This is a genomic window from Bradyrhizobium sp. 956_D2_N1_4 (assembly GCF_052076025.1).
GTDB lineage: Bacteria > Pseudomonadota > Alphaproteobacteria > Rhizobiales > Xanthobacteraceae > Bradyrhizobium > Bradyrhizobium barranii.
Window position 1 is genome coordinate 980,702 of sequence record NZ_CP197237.1, and the last position, 22,075, is coordinate 1,002,776.

The 22,075-nt window shown below is 64.4% G+C and carries 20 protein-coding genes; 13 read left to right on the forward strand and 7 right to left on the reverse strand.

The genetic code is table 11. The features are described 5' to 3' along the window. Positions 1-80: 80 nt before the first annotated feature. Entirely contained in the window at positions 81-1,496 is a 1,416-nt protein-coding gene (gene glgA / locus AB7535_RS04650) for a glycogen synthase GlgA (RefSeq protein WP_085404452.1), read from the reverse strand. Positions 1,497-1,688: 192 nt separating this feature from the next. On the opposite strand from glgA, the gene AB7535_RS04655 reads away from it, so the two are divergent. The 9 genes from AB7535_RS04655 to AB7535_RS04695 all read left to right on the forward strand — a co-directional run bounded on the left by AB7535_RS04655 (position 1,689) and on the right by AB7535_RS04695 (position 11,255). After that, positions 1,689-2,885: a CaiB/BaiF CoA transferase family protein gene (locus AB7535_RS04655; RefSeq protein ID WP_354114745.1), complete on the forward strand. Its 1,197-nt coding sequence runs from the start codon at positions 1,689-1,691 to the stop codon at positions 2,883-2,885. Positions 2,886-3,014: 129 nt separating this feature from the next. Beyond that, complete coding sequence (locus AB7535_RS04660) at positions 3,015-4,559, forward strand: ABC transporter substrate-binding protein (protein WP_085404450.1); 1,545 nt, start codon at positions 3,015-3,017, stop codon at positions 4,557-4,559. 7 nt (positions 4,560-4,566) lie between these two features. Continuing rightward, a complete protein-coding gene (locus tag AB7535_RS04665; protein WP_071915956.1) occupies positions 4,567-5,517 on the forward strand; it encodes an ABC transporter permease in 951 nt (316 codons plus the stop codon). Further along, entirely contained in the window at positions 5,504-6,376 is an 873-nt protein-coding gene (locus tag AB7535_RS04670; protein WP_439037232.1) for an ABC transporter permease, read from the forward strand. Before AB7535_RS04665 ends, AB7535_RS04670 begins: the two co-directional genes overlap by 14 nt. Further along, positions 6,373-7,365 carry an ABC transporter ATP-binding protein gene (locus AB7535_RS04675; RefSeq protein WP_085404448.1) on the forward strand — a complete coding sequence of 331 codons (993 nt, stop codon included), beginning with the start codon at positions 6,373-6,375 and terminating at the stop codon, positions 7,363-7,365. The genes AB7535_RS04670 and AB7535_RS04675 overlap by 4 nt, the downstream gene beginning before the upstream one ends. Continuing rightward, positions 7,362-8,333 (forward strand): ABC transporter ATP-binding protein, encoded by a 972-nt coding sequence (locus AB7535_RS04680; protein WP_085404447.1) that lies wholly within the window; start codon positions 7,362-7,364, stop codon positions 8,331-8,333. The genes AB7535_RS04675 and AB7535_RS04680 overlap by 4 nt, the downstream gene beginning before the upstream one ends. Before the next feature lie 179 nt (positions 8,334-8,512). Then, positions 8,513-9,580 (forward strand): alcohol dehydrogenase, encoded by a 1,068-nt coding sequence (locus AB7535_RS04685; RefSeq protein WP_135215076.1) that lies wholly within the window; start codon positions 8,513-8,515, stop codon positions 9,578-9,580. A gap of 134 nt (positions 9,581-9,714) precedes the next feature. Further along, positions 9,715-10,794: an isocitrate/isopropylmalate dehydrogenase family protein gene (locus AB7535_RS04690; protein WP_085404445.1), complete on the forward strand. Its 1,080-nt coding sequence runs from the start codon at positions 9,715-9,717 to the stop codon at positions 10,792-10,794. A 38-nt stretch (positions 10,795-10,832) separates the two neighbouring features. Beyond that, positions 10,833-11,255 (forward strand): ASCH domain-containing protein, encoded by a 423-nt coding sequence (locus tag AB7535_RS04695; protein ID WP_085404444.1) that lies wholly within the window; start codon positions 10,833-10,835, stop codon positions 11,253-11,255. A gap of 15 nt (positions 11,256-11,270) precedes the next feature. Here the strand turns inward: AB7535_RS04695 and AB7535_RS04700 are convergent, their stop codons facing one another. The 4 genes from AB7535_RS04700 to AB7535_RS04715 form a co-directional block, all read right to left on the reverse strand. Further along, on the reverse strand, positions 11,271-12,092 hold the full coding sequence (locus tag AB7535_RS04700; protein ID WP_085404443.1) for an enoyl-CoA hydratase: 822 nt from the start codon (positions 12,090-12,092) through the stop codon (positions 11,271-11,273). Positions 12,093-12,268: 176 nt separating this feature from the next. After that, complete coding sequence (locus AB7535_RS04705) at positions 12,269-13,618, reverse strand: L,D-transpeptidase family protein (protein ID WP_135215077.1); 1,350 nt, start codon at positions 13,616-13,618, stop codon at positions 12,269-12,271. A gap of 397 nt (positions 13,619-14,015) precedes the next feature. After that, positions 14,016-14,387, reverse strand: coding sequence for a helix-turn-helix domain-containing protein (locus tag AB7535_RS04710; RefSeq protein ID WP_014497036.1), 372 nt, complete (start codon positions 14,385-14,387; stop codon positions 14,016-14,018). Between the two features lie 25 nt (positions 14,388-14,412). Further along, on the reverse strand, positions 14,413-15,462 hold the full coding sequence (locus tag AB7535_RS04715) for a LysR family transcriptional regulator (RefSeq protein WP_038943246.1): 1,050 nt from the start codon (positions 15,460-15,462) through the stop codon (positions 14,413-14,415). 482 nt (positions 15,463-15,944) lie between these two features. Between AB7535_RS04715 and AB7535_RS04720 the strand changes: the two genes are divergently transcribed. Then, positions 15,945-16,211 (forward strand): hypothetical protein, encoded by a 267-nt coding sequence (locus AB7535_RS04720; RefSeq protein ID WP_028152051.1) that lies wholly within the window; start codon positions 15,945-15,947, stop codon positions 16,209-16,211. Positions 16,212-16,418: 207 nt separating this feature from the next. After that, positions 16,419-17,150 (forward strand): cytochrome c biogenesis CcdA family protein, encoded by a 732-nt coding sequence (locus AB7535_RS04725; protein WP_085404442.1) that lies wholly within the window; start codon positions 16,419-16,421, stop codon positions 17,148-17,150. Between the two features lies 1 nt (position 17,151). Here AB7535_RS04725 and AB7535_RS04730 read toward each other — a convergent pair whose 3' ends face one another. Then, positions 17,152-18,465: an ATP-binding protein gene (locus AB7535_RS04730; protein WP_085404441.1), complete on the reverse strand. Its 1,314-nt coding sequence runs from the start codon at positions 18,463-18,465 to the stop codon at positions 17,152-17,154. Then, entirely contained in the window at positions 18,462-19,124 is a 663-nt protein-coding gene (locus tag AB7535_RS04735) for a response regulator transcription factor (RefSeq protein WP_085404440.1), read from the reverse strand. The genes AB7535_RS04730 and AB7535_RS04735 overlap by 4 nt, the downstream gene beginning before the upstream one ends. A gap of 257 nt (positions 19,125-19,381) precedes the next feature. Between AB7535_RS04735 and AB7535_RS04740 the strand changes: the two genes are divergently transcribed. Both AB7535_RS04740 and AB7535_RS04745 read left to right on the forward strand, forming a co-directional pair. Then, a complete protein-coding gene (locus tag AB7535_RS04740; protein WP_094184428.1) occupies positions 19,382-21,691 on the forward strand; it encodes a TonB-dependent receptor in 2,310 nt (769 codons plus the stop codon). Positions 21,692-21,701: 10 nt separating this feature from the next. Beyond that, a complete protein-coding gene (locus tag AB7535_RS04745) occupies positions 21,702-22,067 on the forward strand; it encodes a hypothetical protein (protein WP_085404439.1) in 366 nt (121 codons plus the stop codon). Positions 22,068-22,075: the final 8 nt, after the last annotated feature.

Here is a 22,075-nt window from a genome sequence, read left to right on the forward strand (position 1 = left end):
CGAAGCAATCCAGACTGTCGCCGCGGAGACAGTCTGGATTGCTTCGTCGCTTCGCTCCTCGCAATGACGGGGAGGTCGCCTCACACCGACGCCAGCCTCCTATACAGCGCGCTATAACTGCCGGCCGAGATGCTCCAGGAGAACGAACGTCCCATCGCGCTGCGACGCATGGAGTCGAGCTGGTCATGCGCCACGAAAGCTGAGAAGGCGCGGCGGACGCCGCCGAGGAAGGACGCGCGCGAGGGCTGCGAGAACAGAAAGCCGGTCTCGCCGTCGGTGATGGTTTCGGCCAAGCCGCCGGTCTGGTGACCGATCGGGAGTGAGCCGAAGCGCTGGGCGTACATCTGGCTGAGCCCGCACGGTTCGAAGCGCGACGGCATCAATGTGAAATCGCTGCCCGCGAAGATGCGCCGCGCCTGGGCGTCGTTGAAGCCGATCGTGACCCCGATCGCGTCGGGGCGGCGGCGATGCGCGTCGATCAGCGCCTGCTCGAGCGCCGGCTCGCCGGAGCCGGTGACCACGATCTGCCCGCCGGCATCGATGATCTCGTCGGCGGCCGACAGCACGAGGTCGATGCCCTTCTGGTGCACGAGGCGTGCGACGATCGCGAACATCGGCCCGCGCGAGACCGCCAGGCCAAACTGCTTGCGGATATAATCCGCATTGGCCTTCTTGCCGACCCAGTCGCCGGCGCCGAACTGCTGGGCCAGCTGGGAGCAGGAGCGCGGGTCCCAGCTCTCGTCGATGCCGTTGAGGATGCCGGTGAGCTCGGCCGCGTCGGAGCGGACACGAAGCAGGCCTTCGAGGCCGCAGCCGAATTCCTCCGTCGTGATCTCGCGTGCATAGGTGCCGCTCACGGTAGTGAGGTGCGAGGCATAGACCAGCCCGGCCTTGAGGAAGGAGAGCTGGTCGTAGAATTCGACGCCGTCGATATGGAAGGAACTCTCGGGGACGCCGATCCGCCGCAGCGAGTCCTTCGGGAAGAGTCCCTGGTAGGCGAGGTTGTGGATGGTCAGGATCGACGGCAGCCTGGCCCCGCGCCACGCGAGGTAGGCCGGCACGAGCGAGGCCTGCCAGTCATTGGCATGGACCAGGTCTGCTGCCCAATTCTTGTCCAGCTTGCCCATGGCCAGCTCAGCGGCAGCCGAGGCAAAGCGCGCGAAGCGGATGTCGTTGTCCGGCCAGTCGCGTCCGGACTCGTCGCCATAGGGATTGCCGGGCCGGTCGTAGAGTTGTGAGCACAACAGCACATAGACCGGCAGCCCGTCCTTGGTCGCAGCCCGCCCGAGCGAGCAGGCCGGCATCTCCGCAAACGCCGGGCAGCGGCCAACGATCTGAATATGCGTGAGTTGTTCGATGATGTCGCGGTAGCCGGGCAACATGACCCGGATATCGGCGAGAGGGCGAAGCGCCCTGGGAAGTGCAGCGGAAACGGCGCCGAGTCCGCCAACGCGGACGAAATCGTCCATCTCGGTTGTGACGAACAAGACCCTCAAGAACAGCTGCCCTCTTCCGATCCCGTCTGTTGCTATGCAAGAACGGGTCCAGTTGTCCTGGAATTCCCAAGCCCGCCCGTGAGACGCGTCCGTTCGGTAAAGACTTTCCTACGCACCCGCCGCCCTCTAGGGTCGGCGCATCAACAAGAGAGAACTTCGATAGTTCCTAAGAGGCCGAGGGGCGCAGCAGGCATGCCGTTAGCAGATAAGCATGAGGGGACGACGACAAAGGCCTTCGCGGGCCTCAGGGTCCTGGATTTTTCGACCACCATCGCCGGCCCCCACTGTGCGCGGATGCTTGCCGACATGGGCGCCGAGGTCATCAAGATCGAGACCGACGGCGGCGAGACGATGCGCACCCGGCCGCCGCTGCGCAAGGGGTGCAGCACCGTATTCGGCCAGCTCAACGTCGGCAAGAAAAGCGTCGTGCTCGATCTCAAGTCCGAGGAGGGCAAGGAGGCGGTGCGCCGGCTCGCCGCGACCGCCGATATCCTGGTCGAGAACTTTCGCCCCGGCGTGATGCACCGGCTGCGGCTGGACTATGACCGCCTGCGCCCGGTCAATCCCAAGCTGATCTATTGCTCGATCTCGGGCTACGGCCAGACCGGTCCCTCGGCCGAGCTGCCGGCCTACGCGCCGGTAATCCATGCGGCCTCCGGCTACGACATGGCGCATCTCGCCTATCAGCCCGGCCGCAGCCGGCCGGATTATTGCGGCATCTACCATGCCGACGTCGTCACCGGCACTTACGGTTTCGGCGCGATTGCGTCGGCGCTCTATCAGCGCACGGTGACCGGGCAGGGCCAGCACATCGACGTCTCGATGCTGGAATCGATGCTGACCTTGACGGTGGTCGAGCTGCAGAGCTCGCAATTCGCGGTGAAGCCACCGCCGCGCCCGATGTTCGGGCCGACCGAGACGGCCAATGGCTATGTCATGATCACGGTCGCGAGCGAGAAGACGTTTCAGTGCCTGATGGGTGTGATCGGCCGTCCCGAATGGATTTCCGATCCGCGCTTCTCCACCTACGCCGCGCGCCGCGAGAACTGGGCCGACATGATGGACGGCGTCGAGGCCTGGTCGCGGCCGCTCACGACCGACGCGTGTCTTGTCGCGCTTGGCGCGGCTGGTGTGCCGGCCTCGGCCTATCGCACCGCGTCCGAGGCGCTGGCCGATCCGCAACTCGCGCACCGGCAGGCGCTCTCGTCCGTCGAGGACGAGGGTGGCTCGTTCCAGGTGCTCAATCTGCCGTTCCGGATGTCGGGCGCCGACACCACGCCCGCCAAGACGATGGCCGTGCTCGGCGAGCACACGGACGAATTGTGCGAGGAGATCGGCCTCGCCGGCGATGCGCCAATTCCGTCAGGCAAAACGGCTGCGACAAACTGAGCGCATCGCAGCACCACTACAGCGTTTGATCACTCGCGTGTTCCTCTTGCCGTGGCGAACATTTATCGCCAATCTCGCCCGAGTCATTCAACGATCCGAAACATCGGACGAGGGATCCCGGGAGGAACCATGACGAACCTTGCTGCCGCGGCGCGCAAGCACGCGCCGATTTTCCTTGTTGCGGCATTTGCTCTCCTTCCGCCGGCTGAGCCGGCACAGGCGCAGAAGGCGGGCGGCAGCATCACCGTCGGTCAGGAGCTGGAGATTACGGGCTTCGATCCGCTCAAGGTCGGGGTCTACGACACCTCGACCTTCACCGCTGCGGCCGCGATCTTCGATACGCTCACCACGCTCGACGACAAGGGCGAGGCCGCGCCCAAGCTGGCAGTGTCCTGGACCCATTCCGACGATTACAAGACCTGGACCTTCAAGCTGCGCCAGGGCGTGAAATTCCACGACGGCACGCCGTTCAATGCGCAAGCCTTCAAGGAGAACTTCGATCGGCAGAAGGACCCCGCCAACAAGTGCCGCTGCGCCTTCTACATCACCAACGTTAGGGAGGTGCAGGCGCCCGACGAATATACTGTCGTCTACAATCTCACCGATCCTTCCGTGAATTTGCCGGCGACGAACACCATCCAGAGCCAGAACAACGTCGTGCATTCGCCGACGGCGTGGAAGACCAAGGGCGACGACTACAATCGCAATCCCGTCGGCACCGGTCCCTACATCCTGAAATCATGGACGGCCGGCGATCGCATGGTTCTGGAGAAGAACCCGGGCTACTGGGACAAGGGCCGTCCCTATCTCGACCGCATCATCCTGAAGCCGCTGCCCGACGCCCAGTCGCGTTTCGCCTCGCTGCAATCGGGCGAGGCCGACATCATCTGGGACGACGAGAACGACGCTGACAACATCATGAAGGCGCAGAAGGACTCCAAGCTCACCGTGCACACCTATAAAGGCTCGGGCGCGCAGGTCTATGCCTTCAACACCAAGGTGGCGCCGTTCGACGACGTCCGCGTGCGGCAGGCGCTGGTGATGGCGATCGACCGCCCGAAGATGTCGCAGGCGATCAGCAACGGCCTGAGCCGGCCCGCGACCAATCCCTACGGCGACGGCTCCTGGGTCAAGTGCAAGGACGACGGCGCGCTGCCGTTCGACGTCGAGAAGGCCAAGGCGCTGATCAAGGAGTATGGCAAGCCGGTCGAATTCAAGACGATGGTGACTGCGACGCCCCGCGGCCGCATGATCGGCCAGGTGCTCCAGCAATTCTGGAAGCGCGCCGGCGCCAACATGGAGATCGAGCAGGTCGACCAGGCCACCATCCCGCCGCGCGCCTTCATGCGTCAGTTCCAGCTCATACCCTGGCGCATCGTCGACCTCGCCGATCCCGATCCGCAGATGTATGCGAACTTCCGCAGCGGCAGCCCGCTGGCGCTGGCCAACTTCGCCGATCCGGAGCTCGATCGGCTGCTCGACCACTCCCGCGTCACCGCCGATCCCGCCGCGCGTATCGAGGACTATTGCGCGATCAGCCGCCTGATCAACAAGGAGGCAATCTGGTTCTGGACCTTCCAGAACACCTATTACGCGCTGTCGAGCGCCAAGCTGAAGGGCTTTCCGAAAATCTACAACGGCGTGATCGACGTCTCGACCACCTGGCTGGAATGACCGCGCGATGCTGAACTTCGTCGTGCGGCGGCTCCTTGCCATCCTGCCGGTGCTGCTCGCCGTCTCGCTGCTCACCTTCCTGATCGCCGCGTTGCTGCCGGGCGACCTTGCCTATGTCATCCTCGGCGATCAGGCGACGCCGGAGAATGTCGCGGCGCTGCGCCGTGACATGGGGCTCGACCAGCCGCTGTGGTGGCGTTACCTGAGCTGGCTCGGCCATGTCCTTCAGGGCGATCTCGGCCGCTCCTTCCGCACCGGGCAGACGGTGTTGCAGGCGGTGGCCGAGCGCATTCCGGTCTCGCTCGAGCTGATGCTGATGGCCGAATTCATCGGGCTCCTGATCGGCGTTCCGCTCGCGATCGCCTGCGCTGCGCGCGCCGGTGGCGCCTTCGACCGCTTCATGACCGGCAGCGCCTTCGCCATGCTGTCGATGCCGTCCTTCCTGATGGCAATTTTGTTGATCTATCTGTTCGCGGTCGAGTTGCGCTGGCTGCCGGCGACCGGCTATGTGCCGTTCACCGAGGAGCCGCTGTCGAACCTGCGCTTCTTCGTGCTGCCGGCGCTGACGCTGGCGCTGGCGGAATGGCCTGGAATCATGCGGGTGCTGCGCTCCGACATGATCGCGACCTTGCAGGAGGACTATATCGCGCTCGCCAAGGCGAAAGGCCTCAAGCCCGCGCGCATCCTGTTTGTGCATGCGCTCAAGCCATCGTCGCTGACCCTGGTGACGGTGACGGGCATCAACATCGGTCGCCTGCTGGGCGGCACGCTGATCGTGGAATCGATCTTCGCGCTGCCGGGCATCGGCCGCTTGCTGGTTGGCGCGATCTACACCCGCGATCTCGTCATCCTCCAGGGCGTGGTGCTGCTGGTCGCCTGCGGCTTCGTCCTCGTCAATTTCATCGTCGACATGCTCTACGCCGTGCTCGATCCCAGGATCCGCCATGGCCACGCTTGAGCTGTCGATGCAGGACGAGGCGGTCTCCGAGCCGGTTCGGCGCCGGCGCAAGCTCGGCATTCTGTTCTGGTCGGCAAGTGCCTGGCTCGCGATTGTCCTGACGCTCGCGATTCTCGCGCCGGTGCTGCCGCTGCAGAATCCTGTAGACATGGACATGCCGGAGCGCCGTGCGGCGTTCTCCGGGGAACACTGGCTCGGCACCGACGGGCTCGGCCGCGACGAATTCGCCCGCCTGATCTTTGGCGCGCGGGTGTCGCTGACGGTGGGGCTGATCGCGCCGATGATCGGCCTTGCGCTCGGCGGCGCGCTTGGTCTCCTCGCCGGCTATTTCCGCGGCCGGTTCGAGACGCTGGTGGTCGGCAGCATGGACGTGCTGCTGGCGTTTCCACCGCTGATCTTCGCGCTCGCGGTGACCGCCTATCTCGGCCAGTCGATTCCCAATCTCACCCTGATCCTCGGTGTGCTCGGCATTCCCGCCTTCATGCGGGTAGCGCGCGCGGCCACGCTGACGCTCGCGCGGCGCGAGTTCGTGATCGCTGCCGAGGCGCTCGGCGCCAGCCATGCGCGCATCCTGCTGCGCGAGCTGCTGCCGAACGTGATCCTGCCGCTGCTGGCCTTCTTCCTGCTCGGCGTCGCCGTCACTATTGTGGTCGAGGGCGCGCTGTCCTTCCTCGGGCTCGGCGTGCCACCGCCGATGGCGAGCTGGGGCAGCATGATCGGCGAGGGGCGCGACAGCCTCGACGTCGCGCCGCGGCTGGCCTTCCTGCCGGCAACGGCGCTGTTCTTGACCGTGCTGGCCTTCAACCTGGTCGGCGACACCTTGCGGGCGCTGACCGACCCGCGTCAGGGGGCGCTGTGAGCGCGCCGCTTCTGACCATCGAGGACGTGGCGGTCGAACTGCCGACCCCCCGCGGCAATTTGCGCGCTGTGGATCATGTCGATCTGTCGCTGGAGGCGGGCCGCACGCTCGGCATCGTCGGCGAATCCGGCTGCGGCAAGACCATGCTGTCGCGCGCGGTGCTTCAGCTCTTGCCGAAGAAGGCGAAGCTGACCGGGCGCGTGATGTTCGACGGCCAGGACCTGGTGCGGCTCGATGCCGAAAGCCTGCGGCGCCTGCGCGGGCGCGACCTCGCGGTCGTGTTCCAGGACCCCATGACCTCGCTCAACCCGGTGCTGACCATCGGCACCCAGCTGATGGAGACGATCCAGGAGCATCTCGAACTGGATGCGCCGGCGGCGCGGAAGCGCAGCATCGAGCTGCTCGCCGCCGTCGGCATTCCGGCGCCGGAGCAGCGGCTCGCGCAATATCCGCATCAATGTTCCGGCGGCATGCGCCAGCGCATCGCGATTGCGATCGCGCTGTCCTGCGAGCCGAAACTGTTGATCGCGGACGAGCCGACCACGGCGCTCGACGTCACGATCCAGGCGCAGATCCTCGATCTGCTGGCGCGCGAGCAGCGCCGCCGCCACATGGCGATGATCATCATCACCCACGATCTCGGCGTCGTCGCCGGCCGCGCCGACGAGGTCGCGGTGATGTATGCGGGCAGGGTGGTCGAGCGCGCGCCGACGCAGGCGTTGTTCAAGCGCATGCACATGCCCTATACCGAGGCGCTGCTGGCGGCGATCCCGAAGCTGGAGACCGCGCCGCATACGCCGCTGCCCGCCATCTCCGGCCGTCCGCCCGATCCGACCCGGCCACTTAAAGGCTGCTCGTTTGCGCCACGCTGCCGCTATGCCGCAGGGCGCTGTCACGAGGCCAAGCCCGAATTGAAGGGCGCGGAGATGCCGGGGCATCTCTATGCCTGCTTCAACCCCATCCAGATGACGGAGGGGATTGACGCATGATGCAGTTTGCCATGCCCGCCGAGCCGCTCCTGAACGTCGACAATCTCGTCGTCGAATATGGTCTCGGCAACAAGACGGTGCACGCGGTCTCCGGCGTCAGCCTCCAGGTCGCGCGCGGCGAGACGCTGGGCCTGGTCGGCGAATCCGGCTGCGGCAAGTCGACGCTGGGGCGCGCGGTGCTGCAATTGCGCCGCGCCAAATCCGGCCGCGTGCTGTTCGACGGCGAGGACCTCACCGCGATGGAAGGCGAGGCGCTGCGCAAGATGCGCCGCCGCGTGCAATTGATCTTCCAGGACCCGATCGCCTCGCTCAATCCGCGCCGGCGCATCGGCGATATCGTCGCCGAGCCGCTCATCATCGCCGGCGTCAAGGATGCCGCCGAACGCAAGCGGCGCGTTCACGAGGTGTTGTCCGCGGTCGGGCTCGATCCTGACATCGTGGCGGGCCGCCTGCCGCACGAATTCTCCGGCGGCCAGTGCCAGCGCATCTGCATCGCACGATCGCTGGTGCTCAACCCCGAATTCATCGTCTGCGACGAGCCGGTCTCGGCGCTCGACGTCTCCATCCGCGCGCAGATCCTCAATCTGCTCGAGGAGATGAAAGCGCGCTTCGGCCTGACGCTGCTGTTCATCGCGCATGATCTCGCGGTGGTGAAAGCGGTCAGCGACCGCGTCGCGGTGATGTATCTCGGCCGCCTCTGCGAGGTCGGGCCGTCGGAGCAATTGTTCGCAAGGCCCGCGCATCCCTACACGGACCTGTTGTTGCAGGCGATCCCGGTGCCCGATCCGGACGTGCGTCCCGTCGAGAGTGTGGCGACCGGCGAGCCACCATCGCCGATTGCGCCGCCGTCCGGCTGCCGCTTCCGCACCCGCTGCCCGCGGGCCGACCAGCGGTGCAGCGCGGAGATACCGGAGTTGCGCGAGGTCGCACCCGGCCAGTTCGCGGCTTGCCACCATCCGCTGGCCTAAACTAGAGCCCCGTTCCGATGTGATCGGAACGGGGCTCTAGATTCTCGTTTTGACGCGTTTTCTTTACGCGAACCGGTATCCACTTCGCTCGAAAACGCTGTAAGACGGCTCCCGGATTTGTTTCGCCCCGCCGGTCATGGCATGGTGGCGACGACAAGAAGTATGCCGGGAGGACGCCGATGAAGAGTTTCAAGGTCGCCGATTTCAAGGCGCCGCTGCAGGAGTTCGACGAGGCCACGCCGCAGCCGTCGGGCACGCAGGTGCTGATCAAGGTGAAGGCCGCCGGCGTCTGCCACAGCGACCTCCACATCTGGGAAGGTGGCTACGATCTCGGCCACGGCCGCAAGCCGCTGTCGCTGAAGGACCGCGGCATCAATCTGCCGCTGACCATGGGCCATGAGACGGTCGGCGAAATCGCAGCCTTCGGCCCCGACGTGAAGCCGACCGACCAGGGCGATCTCAGGCTCGGCGATGTCGGCCTCGTCTATCCCTGGATCGGCTGCGGCAAGTGCGCCACGTGCCTGGCCGGTGACGAGAACATGTGCCTGACGCCGCGCTCGCTCGGCGTCTATTGCGACGGCGGCTATTCCGACCACATGCTGGTGCCGCATCCGCGCTATCTGCTCAACCTGAAGGGGCTCGATCCCGCCTCGGCGGCGCCCTACGCCTGCTCTGGCGTCACCACCTACAGCGCGCTGAAGAAGGTCGAGCAGCATTTTGACACGCCGATCGTGATGTTCGGCGCCGGCGGCCTTGGCCTGATGGCGCTGTCGCTGCTGAAGGCAATGGGCGGAAGAGGCGCGATCATGGTCGACATCGACGCCAGGAAGCGCGAGGCCGCGGAAAAGGCCGGTGCGCTCGCGACCGTCGATCCCAAGGCGCCGGACGCGCTGGAGCAGCTTGCCAAAAAGGCGGGCGGGCCGATCCGCGCCGTGATTGATCTCGTCGGCAACGCCGCGACCACGCAACTCGGCTTCGATTGCCTGACCAAGGGCGGCAAGCTCGTCATCGTCGGCCTGTTCGGCGGCGGCGCGACCTGGGCGCTGCCGCTGATCCCGATCAAGGCGGTGACGATCCAGGGCAGCTATGTCGGCAATTTGCGCGAGACCCAGGAGTTGCTCGACCTCGTGCGCGCGAAGAACGTGCCGCCGATCCCGGTGACGCGCCAGCCGCTCAACAAGGCCAACGACGCGCTGGTGCAATTGCAGCAGGGCGCGGTGGTCGGTCGCACGGTGCTGACGCCGTAATAAACGCTCTCTCCTCCGTCATTGCGAGCGAAGCGAAGCAATCCAGAAATCCCTCGGCGGACACAGTCTGGATTGCTTCGTCGCTTCGCTCCTCGCAATGACGTCCTTGGCTCGTCCTTCCTAAGGTCTCTCAAATGTCCGCAAACAACGCCTTCCACATTGCCGTGCTCGCCGGTGACGGCATCGGTCCCGAAGTCATGGCACCGGCCATCGAAGTCCTGCGCAAGATCGAGGCGAAGTCCGGCCTGAGCTTCCGCTTCACCGAGGCGCCCGCCGGCGCCAACAATTATCTCGCGACCGGCAAGTCGATGCCGGATTCCACTATCAAGCTCTGCGAGGAGGCCGACGCGATCCTGCTCGGCGCTTGCGGCCTGCCGTCGGTCCGCTACCCCGATAATACCGAGATCGCGCCACAGATCGAGCTGCGGTTCATCTTCGATCTCTATGCCGGCGTGCGCCCGGCGCGGCTCATTCCGGGCGTGCCGAGCCCGATCGTCGGCGCCGACCAGCGCGGCATCGATCTCGTCGTGATCCGCGAATCCACCGAAGGCCTGTTCGCCTCGATGGGCAAGGGCATCGTCACCCATGAGGACGCGCGCGAGACCATGGTGATCACGCGCAAGACCTCCGAGCGCCTGTTCGAGTTCTCGTTTCGGCTCGCCGAGCGGCGCAAGGCGCGCGGCAAGCCGGGGATGCTGACCTGCGTCGACAAGGCGAACGTGTTCAAGGCCTTTGCATTCTTCCGCGGCATCTTCGACGAGATCGAGAAGAAGCATCCGAACGTGAAGACCGACCGGCTCTATGTCGATGCCTGCTCGGCGATGCTGGTGAAGCGTCCCTGGGATTTCGATGTGATGGTGATGGAGAACATGTTCGGCGACATCGTCTCCGACATCACCGCGAGCCTGATCGGCGGCCTCGGCATGGCGCCGTCCGCCGATATCGGCGACAAATATGCCGTGTTCCAGCCCTGCCACGGCACCGCACCAGACATCATGGGGCAGGGCAAGGCCAATCCGACCGGCATGATCCTGTCGGCGGCGATGATGCTGGACTGGCTCGCCGACAAGCACGGCGTCGAGAGCGCGGCGGAAGCCGGCGAGCAGATCGAGCGTGCAGTGGATCAGATCTACGCCGGCGGCATCAAGCCGATGGAGTTCGGCGGCAGCAATGGCACGGCTGACATTACGAAAGCGGTGCTCGCTGCGCTGTAGTTACCGCAGGCGGTCGATATCGGAGGAGCCGGAAGTCAATGAGCAATCCGGTTCCCGAGCACTATCGGCACCTCAGGACCTTCGCCTTCGGCGACAATCCTGCGCTCGCGGATGAATTGGTCGAACTCGTCGTCAAGGGCGTCAAGACCGCGACTTGCAGCACGGAGGACGAACCGAACACGTCCACGCCCGGTGAACTCTGGGTCGTGCTTGACGGACGGGGAGAACCGCGCTGCGTCATCGAATCCGTCGAGATCACCTATCGGCGCTTCAATGACGTCGATGCCGCGTTTGCGCACGATGAGGGCGAAGGCGATCGAAGCCTCGCCTATTGGCGCAGCGCCCATCGGACCTATTTCGGCCGGCTCGGGCGATTCAGCGAGGACATGATGCTGATGTGCGAGCGCTTTCGCCTGATCGAGGTGTTTGGTGATCAGAAGCTGACGCCCGCGCCTTGCTGAGCCCGGACGCCGAGGCTACTTGCCCGTAAACTGCGGCTTGCGCTTTTCCATGAAGGCCTGCCGGCCCTCGCGAAAATCCGCGCTGTCCATGCAGGCGTGACCGATCGCCCTGATTGCCTCCAGGTCGCGCTGGCTCTCGTCCTTCAACACCTGCGCGATGGTGATCTTGGCGGCCTTGATCGCGAGTGGGGCGTTCTCGGAGATGGTCTGCGCGATCGTCATCGTCTCACCCCACAACTCGTCGATCGGGAACAAGCGCTCGACGAGGCCAATGCGCAGCGCCTCGGCGGAATCGATCCGCATGCCCGTGTACATCAGAAGCCGTGCCCAGGACGGACCGACCAGCGACACCAGATGCTTCAAGCCGTCATAGCCGTAGGCGATGCCGAGTTTTGCCGCGGGAATGCCGAACTGACTGCCATGCGCGGCGAGGCGGATGTCGGCGAGCATCGCGACCTGCATGCCGCCGCCGAGGCAAAAGCCCTCGATGCAGGCGATGGTCGGCTTGGGATAGTCGGCGAGCAGCGCGCGCTGTGCGGCGCTGCGCCTGGCATATTCCTCGGACGCCGCCGCGTTGTGGCGGGTCTTCTCGAACTGGCTGATGTCGGCCCCGGAGACGAATGCCTTGCCGCCGGCGCCGCGCAGGATCACGACGCGCACCGTCTCGTCATCGCGCAGGCTCGTCAGCGCCTCGCCAAATCCCTCCCACATCTCCAGCGACATTGCGTTGCGCTTGTCGGGATTGTTGAAGGTGATCACGCCGACGCCGTCGATGACCTGCTTGAGGATCTTGCCGTCGGCATGGGGTGTTTCGGTCGTGCTGGAAATGTCAGGCATTGCGCGCTCGCTGTCGTAGGCCGGGCGCAATGTGCGGCCGGGGCGCGGCCCGGGTCAACCGCGACGAGGGACGCGGCTTTGCATCCGCCTGTGCCGCGATTGCATGGCGCGAGAAGCGGTTATACCTTGAGCATGATCTTTTCGGAAAACCGCTGCACACTTTTCCGGATCATGCTCTACTGCGTTGCGTGCATGTGCGCGGTCAGGGGATGGCTGCCTGCATTGCTGAAGAACGCCGCCTCTTCGGCGGTGGCCTCCAGCAACTGCTCGTCCTGATCATAGACGTCGTTGCGGAACTGGACGGTCTGGTCCTTGGTCATCCATGCGGTGAGGTAGATCCAGGCCACCGGCACCTTCTTCGCCATGGCGACCTCGAGGTGCTGGCCGCTCGCAATCTCCGTATCGATCGCGGCGCGGCTCCATTTCGGCTGGTCCTTCAGCAGCCAGGCGGCGAGATCGCGCACATTGTCGACGCGCGAGCAGCCATGGGAATCGAAGCGGTAGTCGTCGCTGAACAGATTGCGCTGGTTGGTGTCGTGCATATAGACCGAATAGGAATTCGGCATGTCGATCTTCACCGCGCCGAGCGCGTTGAAGGTGCCGTTGTGCTGGCGCACGGTGAAGTTCGGCGTGTGCGTGCCCGACCAGTCGACCGAATGCGGGTCGATCGGATTGTCGTGGGCGTCGAGCACCTCCATGTGCATGCGCGACAAATAGGTCGGATCCTTGCGCATATGCGCCGAGATCTCGGTCTTGGCGATCGAGGACGGCACCGTCCAGGTCGGATTGAGCACGACGCTGGTGATCTGGGCCGTCAGGGTCGGCGAGGGCTTTTCGGTCTTGCCGACGATCACGCGATAGCGCCGTACCACCACATCGTTCTCGACCGCTTCGGCAAACGCGGCGGGGATGTTGACCACGACATAGCGCTGGCCGAAGCCGAAATTCATGTTCTCGAGCCGCTGGAGCGAAGCCTCCAGCTGCCGGATGCGCTTCTGCACGGAGACGTTCATCGCCGCGACCGTGCGCGGCGTCACCGTGCCGGTCGGCGCCAGGCCATGGCGGGCCTGGAAGCGCTTCACGGCGTCGGCGAGATCCTGATCGAAAGCGCCACTGGCCTTGTCGGCGGCGAGATCGCCGGAGACGATCAGACGCTTGCGCAGCAGCTCGTCGCTGGCGCCCTGGACGCCGAGGGCGAACTTCGCATCGGCAGGGATGGCTGGCCAGCCGCCGCGTACGGCAAGATCGGAGTAGCTGAGCGCGGCATCCTTGATGCGCTGGGCCGAGCCCTCGTCATAGGTTGGCTCGTGCGTCAGCGCGAGCGCCGCGGCGGAGCGGCTCTCCGCCGTCGAAGCGGGTGCGGCAGCCTTCGGCGCGGCAGCATGGGCCGGGTTCGCCGCTGCGGGCACCGTACCGGCCGCCGTTGCCGGCCTCGGGTTTGCCTGTCCCGTGGTTTCGGTTTGCGCCAGCGCGGAAGCGCTCGCGAGCACGCCGACGGCAACGATCATCGCATGGCGTTTCGACATGTGTCCCATTTTCCCCACGAGGACGAGGCCCGGACGGGCGCTCGCATTGGCAATTCCCGCTCGCCGCGCTGCGTGCGCCGATTCGCAAAAATCGGCGGGAAGCTAGAGCCCCGGAGTTGAGGTCCCATTAAGCACGGCAGTCGAAAGCCCGCGCGTTCGCGGCGGGGCGTCTCGATTGGGTCGCAGCAGGGGCGGGATGGGTTCGCGAAATCCGCGGCGATGGCGGGCAAAATTGCCGGGAAACCCGCAGCAAGAAATCCGCAAGAAAAAAGGGCGGCTTGGCCGCCCCGAAAGGAGAGCCGCGCGCAAGCGCGCGGACTGGGTCTCGTTCAATCCGGCCGCGCCCCCGTGACGCGGCGGATTGAACATCGGCCGTAAAGGTCGGAGCCCGATCGGCTCAGGCCTCGTTCGCTGCGATCGATTCCATCAGCGAGACGAGCTGACGCTGCACCGTCTGGTCCTTGATCTTGCTGTAGGCGCGCAGCAGGCGGAGGCTGAAGGCGGAATCGAGGAACAGCAGGCTCTCGACTTCGCGCGCCTTGTTGTCGCCGTCATAGAAGAAGGTCACGGGCACATCGAGGGCGGTGGCGATCTGCTGAAGCCGAGCCGCGCCGACGCGATTGACGCCCTTCTCGTATTTCTGGACCTGCTGGAAGCTCACGCCGAGCTTCTCGCCGAGCTCGGCCTGCGAGATCTTCATCTCGACGCGCCGCAGACGGATCCGCTTGCCAAGCTCAATGTCCGGCTTGCCGGCGCTGCGCTGCTTCATTCTTTTCGCCGCTGCTTTCATACTCTCACCTTTGTTCTTCGGTTGAAAATCCCCCGAAGAGCTGGGTCAGGGGTTCGCCCATATACTCGTCCTTGAATTCATGCGGATGCACGAACTCTTCCTTAAACCACGGGAATCGCGCCGGATTGAAAGCCTCGATCAGCCAGTCAATCATGTGCCGAACACGTGGAATCCGGCCGCTACCAGGGTGGTAGGACAACCAGATATCCAGCGGCCTGTTCAGCTCGACCTCCAGTGGAATCAACTTCCCGCCAAGCGCAATGGCGTAGCTCGGGAATACGCCGATGCCGGCGCCATTCGCGACCGCCCAATAATTGGCGCTTGAGACGTTGGTCTTCATGACCAGCAGGTCACGTTCCGGAACGCCTGGGAAGAAGCTCTCGAAGGTTTCCTTGGCGGCAAGCTGGTCGGCGAATTGCAGCACCAGGCGGTGCTTGATCAATTCGAGCGCCGAGCGCGGCGTGCCGTGTTTTTCAAGGTATTTTTCCGAAGCCCAGAACATCAGGTGCATGCGGCCGAGCCGCACCAGCTTGACGTCGAGCGCGGAGGGACGCGACAGATGGATGGCGACGTCGGCCTCGTGACGAGAGACATCGGCCGAGCGCATCGCGCAATGCAGGTCGACCAGGATCTTCGGATAGGCCTGCTGGAATTCGACCAGCCGCGGGGCGAGCCAGAACGTCCCGAGACCCTCGGTGACGGCCACGCGAACTTCGCCGGACAGGGCGTTGGCCGTCGAATCGCTGGTGCGCAGCACGTCGAAGGCGGCCGCCTCCATGCGCTCGACTGCGGAGACCACCAGTGCACCTTCATCGGTCAGATGCGTGCCGTGGACGTCGCGGGTGAACAGGGTGGTGCCGGTCTGGCGCTCGAAATCATCAATCCGGCGGCGGACGGCGTTGATCGACAGCGACAGGCGTTCAGACGCCGAGCGAAAACTGCCGCATCGAACGACTTCCAGGAATATGCGGGCCGCATCCCAATCGGAGAGGCCGCTGATGTTGATCTTTGGGCGTTCCTCCTGTGGAACGCCCCTTTCCGCCAAGGAGTGCATACAAGTCCCTTCGGGTTGCTAAACTGGCAGAATTGGGCGCAAACCACAACCACTGCGGGTTGGGGAACGGCGACTTTTGAACGCCATCGTTACTGCCTCGTGGGCGGTATCCGAGTGTTACCAAGGCTGAGAATCGAATCGGCCGACCAACGTTGGAATGAGGGGTGTGGCGTGAGTTCCGTTGCGAGCCCTGAAATGGCTGCAGGATTGTCGGCGTTTTCCGTCACGGAAGTCCTTGCGCGCGAGCTGTCGCCGCGCGGAATGGGTCGATCATCCAGTGCCGCGCGTTCGACTCCCGGCCACGACGATAATGGCGTCCCGCGCAGCGGGTCGATGTTCGCGGGAGCCACGGTTTCCCGGCAAAATCATACTGAAATCATGTTCGGAGGCGTCGGCGCCTCGTGTTATTCTCGGTATCCCATGGGGGCCGAGGGGATTTCCACAAACACGTCTCGCAGGCCGAACTAACGGAAAGAACGCCGGTGTCGCATTCAGACGAACAGTTGCAGTCGGTGCTGGAAACGCTTGAGGAGTGCCGCAAGGTTCTCAACGAGAGCAATAACCGCGAGTCGGCCGAGCTGCTGTCCATCGTCATCCTCGACGTGCGGATGAAGCTCAAAGGAATTGACAGTGCCGATCTCAAGGCGCTGTGCGACGAAATGTTGCGGAGCGCTGGAAGCGAACCGCAGCCCCCCTCCAAGCAGACGCAGGACCAGCCCCGGCGTCCGCTGCTCCGCGTGGTGAAGTAGCCGCGCCGCCGAGTCTCGCTTTTTGGCGAGGTTTGTGCGCGTCCCGATGCCGCATCTGTGATCGCAGACGGCATCGGGAGGAGCCTGGTTTCGTGCGCCTCTGTTGTGCGCATTCCCCGGCATCGGCTACACCAGAGCCGGTTCGGCTCCCGCCCGCGCGCATTCCCGGTGCGCGGCCAAAGAGCCTGAGATGGCTCCGACTGCATCATGCAAAATGTCTCGATCCCGGCGGCCCTGATTGCCGGCCTCGTCAGCTTCCTCTCTCCCTGCGTTCTGCCCCTGGTTCCGCCCTATCTGATCTATCTCACGGGCGCCACGATCGAGCATGTCGAGAACAAGGAGCCGGCCTCGGCGTCCAAGCGCGCCATCATGATGTCGGCGCTCCTGTTCGTGCTCGGCTTCTCCACGGTGTTCGTGGCGCTCGGCGCCAGCGCTTCGCTGATCGGCGGGCTGATTCGTGCCTGGTCGGCCGAGCTGTCGATCCTCGCCGGCATCGTCATCATCATCATGGGCCTGCACTTCCTGGGACTGACGCGGATCGGCCTTTTGATGCGCGAGGGGCGCCTGACCGCGCCCAAGCCTGTCGGCCTGTGGGGCGCCTATGTGATGGGCCTCGCCTTCGCCTTCGGCTGGACGCCCTGCATCGGCCCGATCCTCGCCGCGATCCTCTCGATCGCCGCGGCGGAGGCGACGGTGACGAAGGGGGCGGGCCTGCTCGCAGTCTATTCGGCCGGCCTCGGCATTCCCTTCCTGATCGCCGCCCTGATGATCGAGCAGTTCTCGAAGCTGTTCGCGCGCATGAAGGGCCAGCTCGTCAATGTCGAGCGCGCCATGGGCGTCCTGATGGTGATCACTGGCATCGGCTTCCTCACCGGCACGGTCTCGAATGTCAGCATCTGGCTGCTCGAGACGTTTCCGGCGCTGCAGACGATCGGTTAGCTCACGCTGTCGGCACGGCAGTCAGGTCAAACCGGACATGCGCGACGATGCCGGTCGCGCCACTCCGGTTCTGATGCATCAGCCTGAAGCCGTGCCGGTCGGCGGTGGATTTGGCGATCGCAAGACCAAGCCCGGTCCCCTCGACGCCCTGGGGCGCAGCCCTGAAGAAGCGGTCGTAGATGAACGGCATTGCATCCTCGGGAATGCCTGGGCCGTCATCGACGATCTCCAGCGCGCAAATCTTGCCGTCATTGACGACCCTGAGTTCCACGGAGCCGCCTGAACCTGAATAGCGAATGGCGTTGTCCAGCAGGATGGCGATGAGCTTGGCGATCGCGTTGCGATCGCCGAGGAACCTGCACGGTGTCTCCGCCGTCATCGCGAGCTGGACGTTGCGCGCCTCAGCCAGCGGATAGAAGTCGGCCAGCAACGATGTCGCGAGCGCGGCAAGATCGACGTCGTCGCGCTTCCGGATCGAGGCGCCTTCCGTTCTGGCCATTTCGAGCAACTGGCTCGCCAGATGCGATGCGCGCCGCACGCCGTCCCGAAGTTCGTCGGCAAGCTCGCGAGTCTGTCCGGACAGTTCTGCGGCGATCAGGTTTTCCGCCTGAATCTGGAGCGCGGCCAGAGGTGTCCTCAGTTCGTGCGCCGCGTCCGCCACGAAGCGGCGCTGCGCGTCGAGTGCCGACCGGTGACGATCGACGAGCTTGTCGATGGCAACGATCAGCGGAGCCACTTCCGCCGGTACGCCCACCGGACGCAGGGGCTCCTGCGCATCGACGCTGCGCTGGCCGATTTCGGCCGACAGCCGTTGCAGACCGCTCATCGTGCGGCTGATCGACCAACCCAGAACGGCCCAGACCAGCGGGATGGCGAGCAGCAGCGGAAGCGCGGCGCCTGTCGCCGCGTGCAGCGCGATCTCGTGCCTGGCGCTCCACGCTTGCGCGATCTGGATATCGTGCTGCGCGTGGCTCCAGCGATAGACGCGCCAATCCTGCCCGTCGGCGGTCACGTCGGACAATCCCGGCACTGATTGCCAGGGAATATCGATCGGAGGACCCGCCCGATGCACCAGCGCGCCGGAGCGATCCCAGATGCGGACGACCAACTGATCCTCGTCTTCGCTTTCGAGCAGCGGACCCGCACCGTTGCGGTCGCCTGGACCGACATTGACGGCGATCTCCTGCAACTGCGCGTCGAGGAACTTGTTCATCTCATAGGCGACAAGGCCGAACGATGTTGCCGTTGCCAGGAGGCCGATGGCGGCCAGCAACAGCGTCGCACGCGTGATGATCGTCTTGCGAAGAGAGCTCATGATCCGGACTTCGTGACCATCCACCCGGCACCGCGGATGTTCCGGATGACGTCCTTGCCATACCGCTTGCGCAAGCCGTGGATGACGACGTCAACGGCGTTGCTCTGCACCTCGTCGCCCCAGCCGTAGATCCGGCTCTCGATCTGGCCTCGCGACAGAATGGTTCCGGGACGCTCCATCAGGGCGTACATCACCGAGAACTCCCGCGCGGAAAGCGTCGATTGGATGCCGCGGAAGGTCGCCACATGGGTCGATGGATCGAGCGTGATCTCCTTGCTGCTCATCAGCGAATTGGAGCGGTCGTTGACCCTGCGCATGACCGCGCGGATGCGCGCGAGCAGGGCGCGCAACTCGAACGGCTTGACGATGAAGTCGTCGGCGCCGAGATCGAGTCCCGCGACCATGTCCTCGACCCGGTCGCGGGCCGTGATCACCAGGATGGGCGAAGCCTTCCTGCTGCGCGCAGCCTTGAGAATCTCGAAGCCAGTCATGCCGGGCAGTCCGATATCGAGCAGCGTGATCGCGTGCTCGGCGCGTTGTAGCGCGGCGTAGCCGTCCTGTCCGTCGCGGGTCCAGTCCACGGTCATTCCGTTTCGCTTCAATCCGCGGACGAGCGCCTTGCCGAACATCAGATCGTCTTCGATCAGCAGGAGGCGCATTGATTCAGGGAAAATCGCTGTGTTGGAGTGGTGGCGCGTCGCAGCACCAAGCGCCACATTCGACACCGCGGCCAAATGGTCAACCGCCTGCGCCTCAATTTAGAACTCTTACAAATTTGGGCGTGAGCGGAGAGAGGCTCGACCTATTCTAAATCCGATCTAATCCTCATCTAATTCTTCGCATTGCAGATGCGCCCCGGTTCGGGACCGCGAAGCCGTCTTTCAGAGCGGCACGCGAAATTTTTGGGGCGTTGCAGATGGAATTGGGTTGTTGGGCTGGCCGCAAGGCGTTGCGTGGTTTTCTGCTGTCGACGACGGCAGCGCTGTCATTCAGTGGTGGGCTGACGATGCAGGCCGGCCCGGCCTCTGCGCAGCAGGGGCAGGCGGCGGGAGCCTTGCCGTCAGTCGTCGTTTCAGCCCCGCAGCAGCGCGCCCGCCGGGCGCAGACCGCGACCACCTCGCGCGCAGCGCGATCGAATCGTCGGACGGCCACCGTCGCACCGGTCGAGAAGAAGCCGCCGAGCGTCAACAATCAGGACGCGCGTACCGGCCAGAAGGGCTATATCACGCGGAGCGTGACCAGCGCGACGAAGACCAATACGGCTCTCCTCAACGTGCCGCAGTCGGTGACGGTGCTGACGAAGGATTTCATCAGGGACCAGGCCTTCACCTCGATCGGCGAGGCGACCCGTTATGTGCCCGGCGTGATCTATCACCAGGGCGAATCGCATCGCGACGACCTCGTCATCCGCGGCCAGCGCAGCAACGCCGACTTCTACACCAACGGCATCCGCGACGACGTCCAGTATTTTCGCGACTTCTACAACATTCAGCGGCTCGAGGTCCTGAAGGGGCCGAACGCGATGATCTTCGGCCGCGGCGGCGGCGGTGGCGTCGTCAACCGCGTACTCAAGGAGGCCGACGGTACGACCATTCGCGAGGTGACGGTCGGCGGCAATTCCTATCCCGGCGCCCGCGTGACCACCGACGTCGGCCAGGCGATCAACGAGAACTGGGCCTTCCGCCTCAACGCGATGTACGAAAACACGCAGAGCTATCGCGATTTCGTCAACCTCGAACGCTGGGCGATCAATCCTACCGCGACCTTTGCGCCGAACGACACCACGACGGTCAAGCTGAGCTACGAGCATCTGCACGACCGGCGTACCGTCGATCGCGGCATCCCTTCGCAGATCCGCCCCGGAAACGCCTTCCCTCGCTATCCCTACGATACGTCGCCGTCTGCGTTCTTCGGCAACCCCAACCTCAACTATGCGCTCGCCGATGTGGATATCGGAACCGCTGTCGTCGAGCACGATTTCGAGAACGGGTGGACGATCAAGAATTCGTCGCAGATCGCCAACTACGACAAGTTCTACCAGAACATCTATCCGGGCGGAGGAGCCAATTCCGGTGCCGTCAATGCCGCCGGAACCTCGAGCAATCTGCAAGCATACAACAACGAGACCGACCGGACGAATTACTTCAACCAGACCGATCTCACCTACAAATTCGGGACGGGCCCAATTCGTCACACCGTCGTCTTCGGCGCCGAGTTGGGCCGTCAGAACGGCCTGAACTACCGGCAGAGCGGGCTCTTCAATGGCGTATCGTCGACCATCACGATCGATCCGAGGAATCCGACGTCGTACGTTCCGGTCACTTTCGCCAATAACGGGGGGACCGATGCCAACAACACCTACAAGCTCAATCTCGGCGCCGTCTACGTCCAGGACCAGGTCGAGATCACGCGCTATCTGGAGCTGATCGGCGGCCTGCGGTTCGATCACTTCGACCTGACGTCGCGAGACCGCCGCACATTCGTCGAGCTCAACCGGGTCGATGATCTGGTGTCGCCACGCGTCGGTGTCCTGTTCAAGCCGCTCGAAAACCTGTCGATCTACGGCAGCTACAGCATCTCGTATCTGCCGAGCGCCGGCGACCAGTTCAGCGCTCTGACACCGGGCCTGGCCATCGCAGCGCCCGAGAAGTTCGTGAACAAGGAAGTCGGGCTCAAATACGACATCTTCCCGAGCCTGCAGTTCGCTACGGCGATCTACGAACTGGACCGGACCAATCAGCGCTTTGCCGATCCCAACAATGCGGGATTCTTCATCCTGAGCGGAGCCACCAAGACCCGCGGCCTCGAAGCGTCTCTGACAGGCTACGTGACGGACGCCTGGCAGATCACGGGCGGCTACGCTTACACGGATGCGCGGATCACCAGCAACAACTCCGCGACCATTGTCGCCGGCAACCGCGTGGGACTTGTGCCGTACAATACCTTTTCCCTCTGGAACAGGTATCAGTTCACGGAGCAGTGGGCCGCGGGCCTCGGTGTGATCCACTACTCGAACTTCTTCGCATCGTCCGACGACACCGTGCTGATTCCGGAGTTCACGCGGGTGGACGCCGCCGTGTTCTTCAGGCTCAACGAGACCTGGCGCGCCCAGCTCAACATCGAAAATCTCCTCGACCGGAAGTACTATTCGACCGCGGACGGGAATAACAACATCACGCCGGGGTCTCCACGTGTGTTCAGATTGTCAGCCACGGCGAACTTCTGATGGTGTTGAGATGACACGCGCGAGTGGCCGGGCTGAAGGCAGATCGACGGCACGCAAGAGCAATCGCGCCGCACAGGCGGCGCGACAGCGCTGCTTCGTGCTGGAGATCAACCAGAGACCGGTTCTGGCGTTCTCGGCCAGCTCACTGCGATCCGCCCGGGCGCGCGTGCAGGAAGCCTGGTTCGTCGAGGAATTGGAGAGCATGTGTTCAGGTGGGCGTCCTCTCCTGTGCCCGGATCATGTCCGACACGTCAGGCTCGCGCTTCCGGCGGAGATTGCCGCGGTGGAACTCGGACGCGGCCTCGATGAGGCGCGCGGCGAGGACGCCAAATATGGCTTCGCGTTTCTCGTTCCGATCGACGTGCCGCCGAATTAACGGCGTCG

Bases quoted from the DNA above. Each gene is read 5' to 3' on its own strand.
- AB7535_RS04655 (WP_354114745.1), top strand. From the start codon at position 1,689: ATGCCGTTAGCAGATAAGCATGAGGGGACGACGACAAAGGCCTTCGCG.
- AB7535_RS04660 (WP_085404450.1), top strand. From the start codon at position 3,015: ATGACGAACCTTGCTGCCGCGGCGCGCAAGCACGCGCCGATTTTCCTT.
- AB7535_RS04665 (WP_071915956.1), top strand. From the start codon at position 4,567: ATGCTGAACTTCGTCGTGCGGCGGCTCCTTGCCATCCTGCCGGTGCTG.
- AB7535_RS04670 (WP_439037232.1), top strand. From the start codon at position 5,504: ATGGCCACGCTTGAGCTGTCGATGCAGGACGAGGCGGTCTCCGAGCCG.
- AB7535_RS04680 (WP_085404447.1), top strand. From the start codon at position 7,362: ATGATGCAGTTTGCCATGCCCGCCGAGCCGCTCCTGAACGTCGACAAT.
- AB7535_RS04685 (WP_135215076.1), top strand. From the start codon at position 8,513: ATGAAGAGTTTCAAGGTCGCCGATTTCAAGGCGCCGCTGCAGGAGTTC.
- AB7535_RS04690 (WP_085404445.1), top strand. From the start codon at position 9,715: ATGTCCGCAAACAACGCCTTCCACATTGCCGTGCTCGCCGGTGACGGC.
- AB7535_RS04695 (WP_085404444.1), top strand. From the start codon at position 10,833: ATGAGCAATCCGGTTCCCGAGCACTATCGGCACCTCAGGACCTTCGCC.
- AB7535_RS04700 (WP_085404443.1), bottom strand. From the start codon at position 12,092: ATGCCTGACATTTCCAGCACGACCGAAACACCCCATGCCGACGGCAAG.
- AB7535_RS04705 (WP_135215077.1), bottom strand. From the start codon at position 13,618: ATGTCGAAACGCCATGCGATGATCGTTGCCGTCGGCGTGCTCGCGAGC.
- AB7535_RS04710 (WP_014497036.1), bottom strand. From the start codon at position 14,387: ATGAAGCAGCGCAGCGCCGGCAAGCCGGACATTGAGCTTGGCAAGCGG.
- AB7535_RS04715 (WP_038943246.1), bottom strand. From the start codon at position 15,462: ATGCACTCCTTGGCGGAAAGGGGCGTTCCACAGGAGGAACGCCCAAAG.
- AB7535_RS04725 (WP_085404442.1), top strand. From the start codon at position 16,419: ATGCAAAATGTCTCGATCCCGGCGGCCCTGATTGCCGGCCTCGTCAGC.
- AB7535_RS04730 (WP_085404441.1), bottom strand. From the start codon at position 18,465: ATGAGCTCTCTTCGCAAGACGATCATCACGCGTGCGACGCTGTTGCTG.
- AB7535_RS04735 (WP_085404440.1), bottom strand. From the start codon at position 19,124: ATGCGCCTCCTGCTGATCGAAGACGATCTGATGTTCGGCAAGGCGCTC.
- AB7535_RS04740 (WP_094184428.1), top strand. From the start codon at position 19,382: ATGGAATTGGGTTGTTGGGCTGGCCGCAAGGCGTTGCGTGGTTTTCTG.
- AB7535_RS04745 (WP_085404439.1), top strand. From the start codon at position 21,702: ATGACACGCGCGAGTGGCCGGGCTGAAGGCAGATCGACGGCACGCAAG.